A 14,186-nucleotide genomic window follows, 5' to 3' on the forward strand; every position below is an offset into this window, starting at 1 on the left:
TTTTCCAACCAAAGAAACAGAAATGCAGAAAAAACTTACAGAACTTCGATTTTGGCTGAAACAAGCCCTTTGGTTTGTTCCCTTTGCCTACTTTCTCAACTTTATTTATGCTGTTTACTCCGATCAATCCGGCGGAACTTTTGGAGACACCTTTGGCGCGGCAAACGCCCTCTTCTCAGGAACAGCTTTACTCTTGTTAGTGCTTGCGGTCAGCCTTCAACGAGAAGAGCTCGAACACGTCAAAAAGGAACGAAATGACACTCTAAAACTCCTTGAAGGGCAAGAAGGTATCAATGAAGCGCAAAGAGTTGCTCTAGAAAAGCAATTGTTTGAAAGCTCCTTTTTCTCTCTATTTTCCATGATCAACGAGGAGAAAGCCCGGTTGCTAGAACAAGAGGGCGCAGCCGGAAAAGAAACAGTTCGCTTAGAGCAGTACCGCAGAGCATCCGAGTGTCTCCTCGAAAAAAAGCCATTGAAAGTGAGTTCCATCCCAGTCAGCGGCACCACTTAGATCTAGAAGCAAACAAGATTTTCAACCTCGTTAACTTAATTTCCGCAGCAGTTGCACTAGTCAAAAGCGCAGAAAACAACGAACGCGACACCGAATTTTATACTTCGTTGATTCGAGGCACAGTAGACTACGATACGGCAATTTGCTTCGCTTGGTTTCACGCTTCGATAAATGACAAAAAATCAACCGTGTCATTGGCTTACGAAACTCTTGATATTGAGCAGTCGTTAGCTCCTCTCCACACGAAATGCGTTGACCAAATTTTACGAAAGGAAGAACCGTAATCACATAGTCAGCGAGCGTAGGGTGGGTACTCGCACTCGTCACTCCTCAATTTCCGATAATTCAACCAAATCAAATGACGGGTGAAATCACCCATCTTGGGGTTCTCCGAACGCCCCTTCGTTCACGCCACTGCTCCACTCCGGCCCTACCCAACCCGAACGAATATCTCGATGGTTTGATAAACAGGGTTACATCGCTGGACGCCATCCAGCCACTTCGAAATGCATCAAGCCCCCTCGAAGCGACCAAACTCCGGCGTCTCAGTCAAAACTCTAATGGATGATAGCAGTTGCAGGCTTTAAGCTGACTGGTTTCTGCGAAATTTGCCCAGACCAAACAGCCCGGCCAACGCGCCAACCAGCAGCAACCAACTGGCGGGAATCGGGACAGCCGCAAGGTTTGCCTGCGCCACGGCACCTTCCGTTACGCCCTGCTCTTGGTTGGGGCGTTCCCGCAATAGCTCCAACTCTTCAAGATGCCGGTCATGTTCAGAGGGTTCGGGTGCTTGGGTCAAACGGAGATTTTCCCATTCCAACTCTTCACGATGTCTTTCGCTATCAAAGCCTGATAAAAGCTCGGATGTAACTTGATCACCATCCGCAGTCGAACGTTCCGACCCTTCTGAAATGGTCAAAGCTTCTGACGCTCCGGCCCAAAACAGAACCGCTAATGTACAAATAACTCTCATATTCGCCCCCACGACACTGTCTTTAAGCATAGCATCCCAGCGTCATTTTTCAAACATCACAATAATTGAATTAAAATGAAGACTTATGAGATCAAAGGATACCGTCTTAACAAGACGACTCTGACTCCGTACCTCAAAGGGCACCAAAGCAAAGCTGCGATTCTGAATAGCCACGTTTCACATGTGTTCAGAAACAGGGGCGACCACCGGTCGTGTGAGCCGGGTACGGCAAGTCCAACCCTTTGATCATAAACCTCTTGAATCAACGCAACATGCTCTGGGGCCGAGGTTCAATCCAACCGATCGTCCCTTGCCACATGGCCACCTCAATGCCATATGAAAGGGGCTTACGTTTTTCTATTTCGACCTACTGTCTCCTTCTACGGCGCTCAGTCACTCGATCCAGACCGACGACGCCAGGCTGCCGCATCCCCGTGGGCAGCACCAAACAGGAGACAACGGATATGCCCGCAGGCACCGTAAAATGGTTCAACACCACCAAAGGCTATGGCTTCATTGCACCCGAAGATGGCGGCAAAGACATCTTCGTTCACATCTCGTCAGTAGAGCGTTCAGGCCTGACCGGTCTGGCCGACAACCAGAAAGTCACGTACGAGCTGCGCGCTGGTCGTGACGGTCGCGAAAGCGCCGACAACATCCAACTGGCCTAAGCCGGTAAAAGGGTAAGGCGCGCCTTGCCCTTTTCTATCCGGTCGCCAGCGTGGCGGCCGGAACACATCACGACCACGTGATGTTTGCCCCAGAATTGACCAAATATCATATCATACTGAAACTGTTCTTAAGTTTCCTTGGTCATTCGATGAGGGTTTTCCATGTTTACACGCCGTGTTTTTCTGGCCGGAACAGCAGCCAGCCTGTTGCCGGGAATCGCCAGCGCCAAGAAAGCGGTCGAATATGATCCGACGCCGCAATTCGTGCGCATCAAAAAGCAATTCGTGCCTGGGCAGCTTCTGGTCGCCCCCCGGTCGTTCTATCTCTACTACGTGACCGAACCACGCAAAGCGATCCGCTATGGTTGTGGTGTTGGAAAGGCGGGGCTGGAATTTACCGGATCGGCGACCATCGATGTGAAAAAGGAATGGCCCACCTGGCGTCCGACCGATGAAATGATCGAGCGTGACCCGGTTACCTACGCAAAATTCAAAGACAATGACTATGTGCAGCCCGGTGGCGGAGATAACCCTTTGGGCGCGCGGGCGCTGTATCTTTTCCAGAACGGCGTCGACACATATTTCCGCATCCATGGCACAACGCAGCCGCAAACCATTGGCCATGCAGTGTCAAACGGGTGCGTCCGTATGCTGAACGAACATGTTATTGACCTATACAATCGTGTCCCAATTGGAACAGTGGTCACGGTCGTCTGATCAAAGTCAGGGGGCCGCTACCTGCCCGACAAGCTCCAGAACGGACGGGCCCAGCGCATCCACGATCCGGGCGACCCCGGCGGCATTTGGATGAATGCCGTCGGCCTGCATGAACTGCGACACTGCGCCGGGATCGCCCTCGGCTGTCAGCCCTTCAAAGAAACTTCTGGCAAATAAGACCCCGAAGTCCTGCGCCAATTCGGGGTACATCGCGTCAAATGCCTGTTTGTAGTCCATTCCGTAATTGCCCGGCGCTTGCATTCCGATCAGCAGAACATCAACGCCGCCATCCCGCGCAACCTCCAGAATTTCTCGCAGGTTGGCCCGTGAGACTGCAGGGTCGATCCCGCGCAATAGGTCATTTCCGCCTAAGGCGACGATCATTCCATCCACATCCGGCGTCAGGGTCCATTCCACCCGCGCAGCTCCGCCTGCCGTTGTGTCACCTGAAACGCCGGCGTTGATCACCCGAACATCCGCACCCTGCGCCTGAAGCCAACGGTCAAGCTGAGGTACAAACCCGTCTTCTTCCACCAGCCCATAGCCTTGCGTCAACGAATCCCCTAAGGCGGCAATCACCACTTGCTCGGCTGTGGCCGTGAAACCGCAGAAGATAAACAGACCTGTCATCAAAGCCTTGCGCAATGTGGTGATCGCTCCATATCCCAAAGGACCGCTCCTTAATCGGGTAAACCCATGACATCTGCTGTTCTCACCCTCCAAAATGCTGCTTTGTCGCTGGATGGCAATGCCGGGCGGGTCGATATTCTGCATGACATTACGTTGTCTGTGACCAAGGGTGAAACACTGGGCCTGATCGGGCCGTCCGGTTCGGGCAAATCTTCGCTCCTGATGTTGATGGGTGGGTTGGAGCAAGCGACCAGCGGACAGATCACCGCGCTGGATCAGGACCTGACAAGCATGGACGAAGATGCACTGGCCCGCTTTCGCCGCAACAACATGGGAGTGGTGTTCCAAAACTTTCACCTGATCCCGACCATGACTGCGCTTGAGAATGTCGCAACACCGCTGGAGCTGTCAGGGCACAGGGATGCGTTCGACCTGGCCGAGACTGTGCTGGACGCTGTCGGGCTATCGCATCGGCGCGATCACTATCCGGCGCAACTGTCGGGCGGTGAACAACAGCGCGTGGCACTTGCCCGTGCCTCAGCGCCGCGCCCCAAGATTTTGTTGGCAGATGAACCCACCGGGAACCTGGATGAAACCAACGGCGCTGCGATTGTTGATCTCCTGTTTGGACTGCGTCAGAAATTTGATGCGACCCTCGTTCTTGTCACTCACAGCCGTTCCTTGGCGGAACGCTGCGATCGGGTTGTTCGCCTTCGCGATGGACGGATTGCGGAAGAAACTCGGCAGGAGGCCGCCGAATGAGCCTGCGACTGGCGGGGCGGCTCGCCCGTCGCGAGCTGCGCGGAGGCTTGCGGGGGTTTAGGATCTTTCTGGCATGTCTGGCGCTTGGCGTCGCAGCCATTGCAGCCGTAGGGTCGGTACGGCAAGCCATTCAAACCGGATTGGCGCAAGAAGGTGCTTCGCTTTTGGGCGGCGACGCCCAGCTTGAATTCACCTATCGCTTTGCAGATGAGGCCGAGCGCGCCTGGATGCAGCAAGCATCCGAGCAGGTGTCCGAGATCGTCGATTTCCGCTCGATGGCTGTTGTGCCCCGTGCCGAAGAACCGGAGCGCGCACTGACGCAAGTGAAATCTGTCGACACTGCGTACCCCTTGATTGGTTCGGTCAGACTGGATCCTGACATAACGCTGGATGACGCCCTAAACGGGACATCCGGCTTGCCCGGAGCAGTCATGGAACAAGTTCTGATCGACCGGCTTGGGCTGGCCGTTGGTGATCGCTTCAAGCTTGGGGCGCAGGAATTTGTCCTGACAGCCGCACTGGTGAACGAACCCGACAGCGCGGCAGATGGGTTTGGCCTTGGACCGCGCACATTGGTGAGAACCGAGGCGCTACAGACGTCTGGGTTGTTGGAGCCCGGCACTCTGTTTTCGACCAAATACCGTTTGAACCTGCCAGACACGATCGTCCTTGCCGAAATCGCCGCCGAAGCTGACAAAGCCTTCGACGGCACGGGAATGCGATGGAGCGATGCGCGCAACGGTGCCCCCGGTATTTCCGAGTTTGTCAGCCGCCTGAGCGCCTTTCTGGTTCTTGTCGGCCTCTCGGGCCTTGCGGTGGGCGGCATTGGTGTTTCAGCCGCCGTGCGCGCGTACCTGAGCCAAAAAACAGAAACCGTGGCGACCTTGCGCACCTTGGGGGCTGATCGCGCAACGATTTTTCAAACCTACATGCTTCAAATCGGCGTGCTGTCTGTCATCGGAATTGCGCTCGGCCTGGCGCTGGGCGGGCTGGCTCCGCTGCTTCTGGCGCCTCTGTTGGAAAGCCAGTTACCGGTTCCGGCAGTATTCTCGCTCTATCCACAGCCACTGATTGAGGCCGCAATCTATGGGCTGCTCACCGCATTTCTTTTCACGCTTTGGCCATTGGCCAGAACAGAAGACGTGCGGGCCGCAACCCTGTTTCGCGATGCGCTGAGTACGGCCCGAGCGCTCCCACGCCCGATTTATGTCATCGCCACCGCAATTGGGCTCGCATTGCTTGTCACCGTTGCCGCCTGGTTCAGCGGTTCCACACGATTGACCCTTTGGACAAGCGGCGGGCTGGTGGGTGCGCTGGTTTTATTAAGCCTCTCTGCCTATGCCATTCGCAAACTGGCCCGGGCCGTAGCTCCTCTGGCACGCGGCCGCCCTGCCCTGCGATGGGCCTTGTCCGCCATTTCAGACCCGCGTGAGGGCGCAGGCTCGGTTGTTCTGTCGCTCGGTCTGGGCTTGTCCGTTCTGGCCGCCGTTGGACAGATCGACGGCACGCTGCGCAACGCAATCTCAGGCAACCTACCAGATGTCGCGCCCTCATATTTCTTTGTCGACATCCAAAAGGATCAGATGCCCGGCTTTTCCGATCGCCTGACCTCGGACCCTGCCGTCAGCCGCATCGAAAGCGCGCCAATGCTGCGTGGGATCATCACGCAGATCAATGGCCGTCCTGCCCGTGATGTGGCTGGTGATCATTGGGTGCTCGAAGGAGACCGTGGTGTCACCTATTCTGCCCGACCCCCGGCAAACGCGAATGTAACCGATGGGGAGTGGTGGGCCGAGGATTATTCGGGCACACCTCAGGTCAGCTTTGCCGCTGAAGAAGCCGCCGAAATGGGCCTGCAACTTGGCGATCAACTGACCGTCAATATCCTTGGTCGCGACATAACCGCAGAGCTGACCTCGTTGCGCGAGGTGGATTTCTCAACCGCTGGCATGGGATTCATTATGTCGATGAACCCCTCTGCACTGTCCGGTGCACCGCATAGTTTCATCGCCACTGTCTATGCAGAAGAGCAGGCCGAGGCTGCCATCCTCAGGGATCTCGCAGGTCAGTTCCCCAACATCACGGCCATTCGCGTACGCGATGCCATCGACCGCGTTTCAGGGCTGCTGGCCGGTATCGCCGCCGCCACATCTTACGGCGCAGGTGTGTCCTTGCTAACCGGATTTCTGGTCTTGATCGGAGCCGCAGCGGCAGGCGAACCTGCCCGCAGATACGAAGCGGCAATCCTGAAAACCCTCGGGGCCAATCGGGGCCGCATCCTGCGCAGCTTTGGCCTGCGCTCTGTCTTATTGGGGGCCGCCGCAGGCTGCGTCGCCTTGCTGGTCGGCATTCTGGGCGGATGGGCCGTTGCCACCTACATTTTCGAGACGGATTTTGCGATCATCTGGTCTTCGGCGTTGGGCATTGTTCTGGCCGGGATCGGCGTCACGCTTTGCGCAGGTCTTGCCTTTGCTCTGCGCCCGCTTTCGGCCCGGCCAGCCCGCATCCTGCGCGCCAGCGACTAAGCTCAGCGCACACAGGCCACGGGCTGCAAAAGCTTCAGCAACGGATCATTGTCACAAACCAAAGCATCCAGCGAAACATCATCGAGAGAGGCGTAAAACACTTCGGCCGCGTCTTGCAGCGCCAGCCGCAACCGGCAGGCATCCGTCAAGGGGCAGGTATTGTCCGCATCCGCAAAACATTCGGCAATGGGCAAGGCGCCCTCAACATGCCGAAACACCGCGCCGATCCGAATTTCTTCCGCCGGGCGCGCCAAAGACATGCCGCCATTGCGACCCCGTTGCGTGCTTAGATAGTCCAACTGGCTCAGTTGGTTGATCACCTGCGCGAGATGATTTTCCGAAATGTTACACACTTCGGCAATTTCCGACTTGGTGACCAACCTGTCCGGGTGCGCTGCGCAATACATCAAAAGGCGCACGGCAATATTTGTCCGTTTCGTAATCCGCATGAGGGCCTCCCTGAATTCAAGATGCAGCCTTATTGCATGTCCGGGAAAAAAGCGGTTTGACATACATCAATCGATCAAAAGGACGCCTTATCCATGCCTGACCCCTATTTCTTTGGCTATGGCAGCCTTGTGAACCTCGCCACACATGATTTTCCCGACCCGCGTCCGGCAAAACTGAAAGGCTGGAGGCGGGCGTGGCGTCATACCGATCTGCGCCCGGTCGCGTTCCTGACCGCAGTTCCCGACCCCGAGGCTGAGATCGAAGGAATGATCGCGCATGTGCCAAAAAACGACTGGGCCGCACTGGATCAGCGGGAATGGGCCTATGACCGGGTTCCGGCAACGAATTCGATTTCACACACCCTGACGCATGATGTCGAAATCGCGGTTTATGCGGTGCCCCATGACCGGCACACCGCGCCCAGCAATCACCATCCCTTGCTGCTCAGTTATATCGATGTGGTTGTGCAGGGATACCTGAGGGCGTTTGGACCAGATGGTGCGGACCGGTTCTTTGCCACAACCGACGGCTGGGACGCGCCTGTTGTGAATGATCGGGCCGAGCCGAAATATCCCCGTCACCAACTGCTCAAACCTGACGAGACAGCATTTGTAGATAACCGCCTGAAGCGCGCATCGGTAAAGATAATCCAGCCACATCAACAAAAAGATGCAGACGAATTTCCTGCCTCTTTCAAATTCTAAATTCATACCGTTTCGGTACGGAGCATTCAGCCCCGTGCGCGGATCACCTGCAGCAAGGGCAGTAGAGCCGCCATTTCCGGCCCCCGCTCCATCCCGGTCAGGGCTTTGCGCAGCGGCATGAACAGGCCCTTGCCCTTGCGGCCTGTTGCCTCTTTCACCGCTTTGGTCCAAGTACCCCAGGTCTCGCCATCAAACGGGCCATCGGGCAACAAAGCGACCGCTTCGGCAATAAACTCTCGATCTTCATCGGCAATCAATGGTTCGGCCCCATCGCGGCACAGTTCCCACCAGCCTTTCAGATCAGCCAGAGTGGTGATGTTTTCGCGCGCCATTGCCCAGAAGGGTTCCGCCAAATCAGCCGGAACTCCAGCGTCTTCCACCGCATCAGCTACATCTGTCAGCGGCAGCGATTGCAGGTGCTTTGCGGTCAGAGGGAACAGGTCCTGTACATCAAACTTGGTCGGTGCTGCACCAAACCGGTTCACATCAAACCCTTCGATCAGTTCCGCCATGTCCGAGCGCAATTCAACCGGGTCAGACGACCCCAGACGCGCCATCAGGCTCAACAAAGCCATCGGCTGCACGCCCTGTTCGCGCAGGTCGCGCAACGCCAGCGTGCCCAAACGTTTCGAAAGGGCCTCACCCTGCGGGCCGGTCAGTAGCGAGTGGTGGGCAAAACGGGGGCACTGGCCGCCCAGCGCTTCGATGATCTGGATCTGCGTAGCGGTGTTGGTCACGTGGTCCGACCCCCGCACCACATCGGTTACACCCATTTCGGTATCGTCCACAACGGACGCAATCGTGTAAAGCACCTGACCGTCACCGCGGATCAGCACGGGGTCAGAAACTGAAGCAGCATCAATCGAGATGTCGCCCAGAATACCATCAGTCCATTCGATACGCTCATGATCCAGCTTGAAGCGCCATACACCGTTGCCACGTTCGGCGCGCAGGGCGTCTTTCTCGGCATCTGACAGGTTCAGCGCGGCCCGGTCATAGACCGGTGGCTTGCCCATGTTCAGTTGCTTCTTGCGTTTCAAGTCCAGCTCGGTCGGCGTCTCAAACGCCTCATAGAACCGACCCATCTCACGCAGCTTGTCCGCAGCTTCGGCATAGCGATCCAAGCGCTCAGACTGGCGTTCAACCTTGTCCCAGTGCAGACCCAGCCACTCCAGATCCCGCTTGATGGCATCGACATATTCTTCTTTCGAGCGCTCGGGATCGGTGTCGTCAATTCGCAGGATGAATGTACCGCCCGCCTTGCGAGCGATCAGATAGTTCATCAGGGCGGTGCGCAGGTTGCCCACATGGATGTATCCGGTGGGCGACGGGGCGAAACGGGTGGTTGTCATGGGTGTCTCCTGTTGGCGCGGCTCTTGTCATAAGACGCGTGTTTTGTCCAGTCGCAGGCCCGCTCACGCGAACGTGGAGTGGCAGCCGCCCTGTTCCGTCCTATCTATTTGACGCTGGCACCTAAAGGGAGACCCCAAAATGACTTTCAATCTTACACGCCGCGCCGCGTTGGGCGCAGCCGCAGCTTTGCCATTTGCGTCTGCCGCTTCACCGCTTCTGGCTGCAGGCTCGGGCACCAAAGCAAACTCGACCATCGCCAAGTCCTTCACGCTGGGCGACTTTACGGTAACCACGCTGCTGGATGGCAGCATTGCACGCGACGGTGCCAAAGAGATCTTTGGCGGTGGAGCGACAGATGAGGAATTCGCCAAGGTTTCAGCGGACAATTTCATTCCGGCAGATGCAGCCCAGTTTTTCTTTACCCCTTCACTGGTCAACACAGGTTCTGAACTGGTTCTTTTTGACACCGGATTGGGACAAGGTGGCATTCAGGCAGCTCTGGCCGATGCAGGCGTGACGCCGGACCAAATCGACGTCGTGGTGCTGACACACATGCATCCTGATCACATCGGAGGCATGACCACCAACGACGCGCCTACATTTGCAAATGCGCGTTACGTGACCGCTGCGCCCGAATATGATTTCTGGGCGGCGCAGGAGGCGGGCAACCGCGTCGGCGATCTGGTGGCCGCCAAGGTAACCCCACTGGCAGAAAAGATGAGCTTTATCGGCGACGGTGGCGAAGTGACGTCAGGCATCACGGCAGTCGCCGCGTATGGCCACACGCCAGGTCACACCGTGTATCATCTGGAAAGCAACGGACAGCGCCTTATCCTGACGGCAGATCTGGCCAACCACTATGTCTGGTCTTTCGCGCATCCCGAATGGGAGGTCCGATTTGACATGGACAAGGCAGCAGCAACAGCCGCGCGTCGCAACGTTCTGGGGATGCTGGCGGCAGATAAGGTACCGATGGTCGGCTATCACATGCCGTTCCCCGGCGCGGGCTTTGTCGAAACCCGAGGCGACGGTTTCCGCTTTGTCCCGGTCAGCTATCAGATGATGGGCTAAGCCGTTAATACCCCGGATCCGGCCTCACTTTCGAGCCGTCGGTGAACCGCGAAAGGCGAAACGCGGCCGGATCCACGCAAGGCGTCGTTTCAGCGACAAGATCGGCGATCAACCGTCCGGCGCCCGGACCAATGCCAAATCCATGGCCAGAGAATCCTGTGCCAATGAATAGGCCCGGCAACTCATCAACACCTGAGATCACCGGAATGGCGTCAGGCGTAACGTCGATCATTCCAGCCCAACTTTGCACAACTTCGCTGTTCATAAGCGCCGGGAACCCTTTGCAGGCGCGGCTCCAAGCGTGCCGCAACACTTTCTGCGATGGCTCAGGGTCCAAATTTCGGCACTGCTCGAACGGGGTCACATCGGTGGGCAGCCAGTGCCGATCGTGTCGCGCTTCGATCGCCCAGCGTCTGGACAGGCGAAAGCGCAAGGATTTCCACTCCTGCGCAAAGGCAGGCAAGAACCGTTTCGCAAGCCGGAAGCTGTCGGGCACAATGTCCACCGTGTTTTCGTGGCCAGACGCAATGGTATAGCCGCCGTCAGCGCGCTTGCGGATCGCAAAATCGTCGGACCACAACGCGGGTCCAGGCCCATCGTGCACGGGGGATGTGCGAAGCACTGTGTTCAAAACCTTGAGTTGCGGCAGCTCGACGCCCGCGTTGCCAGCAAACAACCGCGACCAGGCCCCACCCGCCAGAACGACGCGTCCGCAAACCACTTTTCCACGCTCGGTAAAGACACCGGAAATGTGCCCATCCTTGGTTTCGACGCTGCGGACTGCACATTGCGTCATGATCACAGCGCCCCGGTCTCGTGCAGCCTCGGCAACAGCCGGAGCAGCCCATTGCGGCTCGGCACGACCGTCCTGCGGCATGTAAAGCGCCGCTGTCAGACCTGTTTGGTGCCCATGCAGTAAATCGGAAAGTTCACTGCCGGACACCATCCTGGCCCCAGTCTGCAATCCCTCAACATGGCGCATCCACTTTTGCAGGTTGGCTGCGTCTCTTGCGCCAGAGGCCCCAAAAAGGATGCCGGATTGGGTATAGCCTGTTTCGCGCCCCAAACGCTCGTCCAGCGTTTGCCAGATGCGCAACGCCTCTTGCATCAGGGGAATTTCCCTTGGGTCTCGCATACCCAGACGCACCCAACCCCAATTGCGCGAACTCTGCTCTGCTGCAATCTGACCCTTTTCACACAAAAGAACAGAAGCGCCGCGTTCAGCCAGCTCCAATGCTGTTGAAACGCCGATGATGCCACCGCCAATAACAACAACATCCACATGTTTGGGCAGAGCCAGATCAGATTCAACTGGGGTCGGTTTGGGTGCGGTCATCAATAGGTCTTACATCGGTCGCTTGGACCAGTATGGAGACCTGCCTGCCGCGTATAGGCAATGTGAATTCCGAGCGTTGTTGCAGTATTTTCGACACCTGTGGCCCAGGTGCCGAAATCGGTGTCAGCAACGAGCGTATTAGGCCGCGCCGGACAACTCTGCCCATTTCTGGCGCAAGATCGCCGACAACCCGTTTTGTTTGGATGCCGCTTGATTTGTTACTTCCTTTTGCGGCAGCAACCTCGGAAACTCGGTTCGGAAATTGAGTGCAGCAAGCTCATCCAATTCTCGCTGTTCCTCCATTAGATTGGCGATCGCCGCATCCAGCTTTTCTTCATCCAATTCTTGCGGCTGCGTCTCTATAGACCGCCATTTCAAAGGTGTATGAAGCGAGCTATCATATTCCTTGTACATATTAACACCATACCGTTCACTCAGACATTCAACCCAGGATGCGTCGCTCGTACCGAAAACCAAATCTACACGTACTTTTTAAATGCGTCGCACCCGCCCCACATCGGGCAACTTCTAAGCAAAAATGTGGCAGAAAAATGTCGCGCAGGCAAGCTTGAGGCAGCCGTAACCGCCTCAAATCACAATCAATTTCTCACACTTGGGATACAATTTTGCCTAATCTATAGGCACTGTTTCCAAACTGGCCGTCCGGCCCCTGGTTTTCAGGTCCGATCGCGCCATCGATTCACAATTGGATAGCGCCGATCCAGCCAGAAGGCCCGCTTGCTGAGGCGCGTACCGGGGGCAGACTGGAACCGTTTGTATTCACTGATGTAAATCAGATGTTCGACCCGCCGGGCCTCGGCTTCGTCATACCCGGCAGCGACGCAGTCGGCGATTGAGCCATCCTGATCGACCAAAATCTCAAGGATACCGTCCAGAACCGGGTAGTCGGGCAAGCTGTCGCTGTCCTTCTGGTCTGCGCGCAGCTCGGCACTTGGCGGTTTGTCGATAATGGACGGGCGGATCACCTCGCACTTGGGACCCATCATCCAGTCTCGATGATTGACGTTGCGCCAACGGCAGGTTTCAAACACGCGGGTTTTGTATAGATCTTTGATCGGATTATAACCGCCATTCATGTCGCCATAGATCGTGGCATAGCCCACCGCGACCTCGGACTTGTTGCCGGTGGTCAACAGCATTTCACCAAACTTGTTCGAGATCGCCATCAGCAACAGTCCACGCAGGCGAGACTGAATATTTTCCTCGGTCAGTCCTTCGTCCAGCCCTGCAAACAAAGGCGCCAGAGTATTCGTTACCGCGGCCCGGCCCTCGGAAATCGGCACAAAATCATAGTGCACGCCCAGCGCCTTGGCGACGGCCTCGGCATCATCCAGCGAAGCCTGGCTGGTATATTCCGATGGCAACATCACACAGCGCACGTTTTCGGCCCCGATGGCGTCAACCGCGATGGCCGCCACCAAGGCAGAATCGACCCCGCCTGACAGACCAAGAAGCGCCTTTTTGAAACCCGTCTTGCCCATATAGTCCCGCAGCGATTGCACCATCGCGCGGTAATCCTGCTCCCATACATCTGGCTGAGGAACGATTTCGGCCGGCGTAATCCGCCAGCCATCGTCACCACGCTCAAGGTCCACTTGTGAGACAGTTTCGTCAAAAACAGGCATCCGGAAGGCCAGCTCTCCACCCGGGTTCAGGCCAAAGCTAGCACCGTCAAAAACCTGATCGTCCTGCCCGCCCACCATGTTCAGGTAAATCAGCGGCAGACCTGTTTCGACAACCCGTGCCACCATGTGATTTAGGCGCACGTCATACTTGTTGCGGAAATAGGGCGATCCGTTGGGGATCAGCAGAAACTCGGCCCCGGTTTCCTCGAGCGTTTCTGCGACGTCCGGGTGCCAGCCATCCTCGCAAATCGGGCTGCCTATACGGAAGTTTCCAACTGAATACGGCCCACCCAACGGTCCGGCATCGTACAGGCGCACTTCGTCAAAAACGGTTTCGTTCGGCAAATGATGTTTCAAAACCTTGCTGGTGATCCGCCCGTTTTTGAGGATCAGGTAGGCGTTGAACAACTTGTCCTCTTCCGCCCAAGGCGCGCCAATGGCAATCGCTGGTCCGTCTGCGCATGTTTTGGCCAACGCCTCGACCGCCGCCATGGCCGCACGGTGAAACACTGGCTTCTGGATCAGATCCTGCGTGTTGTACCCGGTGATGAACATCTCGGGGAAAGCCACCAGATCAGCACCGGCCGCCTTGCCTTGCTCCCATGCGGAAACGGCCTTGTCTGCGTTGCCTTCGATGTCGCCCACGGTTGGGTTCAGTTGCGCCAAAGTGATGCGGAAACGGTCGGCCATGCTGCCCTCTTGCCTCGTCAGTCCTATTGCCATTTAGCAGATCACCGCGCGAGTAAAAGGCCAATGCGGCAAAAGCCGTTGCCCTGCCTTCGACGGTATCCTAGTTTTGCTTTCAAAGATGCAACCAGCGATGACCCGGCAGGCAGG

General features: G+C 56.7%; 14 protein-coding genes. 7 read left to right on the forward strand and 7 right to left on the reverse strand.

Annotated elements, in window-relative coordinates:
• The first annotated feature begins 22 nt into the window (after positions 1 to 22).
• On the forward strand, positions 23 to 511 hold the full coding sequence (locus tag GS630_RS15680) for a hypothetical protein (RefSeq protein WP_171179294.1): 489 nt from the start codon (positions 23 to 25) through the stop codon (positions 509 to 511).
• A gap of 583 nt (positions 512 to 1,094) precedes the next feature.
• On the opposite strand, the gene GS630_RS15685 is transcribed toward GS630_RS15680, so the two are convergent.
• The gene (locus GS630_RS15685; protein WP_171238479.1) at positions 1,095 to 1,484 is read right to left on the reverse strand and encodes a hypothetical protein; all 390 of its coding nucleotides are present in this window, start codon (positions 1,482 to 1,484) and stop codon (positions 1,095 to 1,097) included.
• Positions 1,485 to 1,948: 464 nt separating this feature from the next.
• Here GS630_RS15685 and GS630_RS15690 point away from each other — a divergent pair, with 464 nt between their 5' ends.
• Both GS630_RS15690 and GS630_RS15695 read left to right on the forward strand, forming a co-directional pair.
• Positions 1,949 to 2,155 (forward strand): cold-shock protein, encoded by a 207-nt coding sequence (locus GS630_RS15690; RefSeq protein ID WP_050604132.1) that lies wholly within the window; start codon positions 1,949 to 1,951, stop codon positions 2,153 to 2,155.
• Positions 2,156 to 2,317: 162 nt separating this feature from the next.
• On the forward strand, positions 2,318 to 2,872 hold the full coding sequence (locus GS630_RS15695) for a L,D-transpeptidase (protein ID WP_171179290.1): 555 nt from the start codon (positions 2,318 to 2,320) through the stop codon (positions 2,870 to 2,872).
• A 6-nt stretch (positions 2,873 to 2,878) separates the two neighbouring features.
• Here the strand turns inward: GS630_RS15695 and GS630_RS15700 are convergent, their stop codons facing one another.
• Positions 2,879 to 3,502: an arylesterase gene (locus tag GS630_RS15700; RefSeq protein ID WP_171621000.1), complete on the reverse strand. Its 624-nt coding sequence runs from the start codon at positions 3,500 to 3,502 to the stop codon at positions 2,879 to 2,881.
• 66 nt (positions 3,503 to 3,568) lie between these two features.
• Between GS630_RS15700 and GS630_RS15705 the strand changes: the two genes are divergently transcribed.
• Both GS630_RS15705 and GS630_RS15710 read left to right on the forward strand, forming a co-directional pair.
• Positions 3,569 to 4,264 (forward strand): ABC transporter ATP-binding protein, encoded by a 696-nt coding sequence (locus GS630_RS15705; protein WP_171620935.1) that lies wholly within the window; start codon positions 3,569 to 3,571, stop codon positions 4,262 to 4,264.
• A complete protein-coding gene (locus GS630_RS15710) occupies positions 4,261 to 6,789 on the forward strand; it encodes an ABC transporter permease (RefSeq protein ID WP_171620936.1) in 2,529 nt (842 codons plus the stop codon). Before GS630_RS15705 ends, GS630_RS15710 begins: the two co-directional genes overlap by 4 nt.
• Positions 6,790 to 6,791: 2 nt before the next feature.
• On the opposite strand, the gene GS630_RS15715 is transcribed toward GS630_RS15710, so the two are convergent.
• Positions 6,792 to 7,238 (reverse strand): Rrf2 family transcriptional regulator, encoded by a 447-nt coding sequence (locus GS630_RS15715; RefSeq protein WP_171179277.1) that lies wholly within the window; start codon positions 7,236 to 7,238, stop codon positions 6,792 to 6,794.
• 93 nt (positions 7,239 to 7,331) lie between these two features.
• On the opposite strand from GS630_RS15715, the gene GS630_RS15720 reads away from it, so the two are divergent.
• On the forward strand, positions 7,332 to 7,943 hold the full coding sequence (locus tag GS630_RS15720; RefSeq protein ID WP_171620937.1) for a gamma-glutamylcyclotransferase family protein: 612 nt from the start codon (positions 7,332 to 7,334) through the stop codon (positions 7,941 to 7,943).
• Positions 7,944 to 7,969: 26 nt separating this feature from the next.
• On the opposite strand, the gene gltX is transcribed toward GS630_RS15720, so the two are convergent.
• Positions 7,970 to 9,295, reverse strand: coding sequence for a glutamate--tRNA ligase (gltX, locus tag GS630_RS15725; protein ID WP_171238481.1), 1,326 nt, complete (start codon positions 9,293 to 9,295; stop codon positions 7,970 to 7,972).
• Between the two features lie 139 nt (positions 9,296 to 9,434).
• On the opposite strand from gltX, the gene GS630_RS15730 reads away from it, so the two are divergent.
• Positions 9,435 to 10,367 carry an MBL fold metallo-hydrolase gene (locus GS630_RS15730; protein WP_171620938.1) on the forward strand — a complete coding sequence of 311 codons (933 nt, stop codon included), beginning with the start codon at positions 9,435 to 9,437 and terminating at the stop codon, positions 10,365 to 10,367.
• Positions 10,368 to 10,371: 4 nt separating this feature from the next.
• Here GS630_RS15730 and GS630_RS15735 read toward each other — a convergent pair whose 3' ends face one another.
• From GS630_RS15735 to GS630_RS15745, 3 genes are all read right to left on the reverse strand, one after another.
• Positions 10,372 to 11,703 (reverse strand): FAD-binding oxidoreductase, encoded by a 1,332-nt coding sequence (locus tag GS630_RS15735; protein ID WP_171620939.1) that lies wholly within the window; start codon positions 11,701 to 11,703, stop codon positions 10,372 to 10,374.
• A gap of 138 nt (positions 11,704 to 11,841) precedes the next feature.
• Positions 11,842 to 12,117: a hypothetical protein gene (locus tag GS630_RS15740; RefSeq protein WP_171620940.1), complete on the reverse strand. Its 276-nt coding sequence runs from the start codon at positions 12,115 to 12,117 to the stop codon at positions 11,842 to 11,844.
• Positions 12,118 to 12,380: 263 nt separating this feature from the next.
• On the reverse strand, positions 12,381 to 14,039 hold the full coding sequence (locus GS630_RS15745) for an NAD+ synthase (RefSeq protein ID WP_171620941.1): 1,659 nt from the start codon (positions 14,037 to 14,039) through the stop codon (positions 12,381 to 12,383).
• Positions 14,040 to 14,186: the final 147 nt, after the last annotated feature.

The organism is Ruegeria sp. HKCCD7303, assembly GCF_013111185.1.
GTDB lineage: Bacteria > Pseudomonadota > Alphaproteobacteria > Rhodobacterales > Rhodobacteraceae > Ruegeria.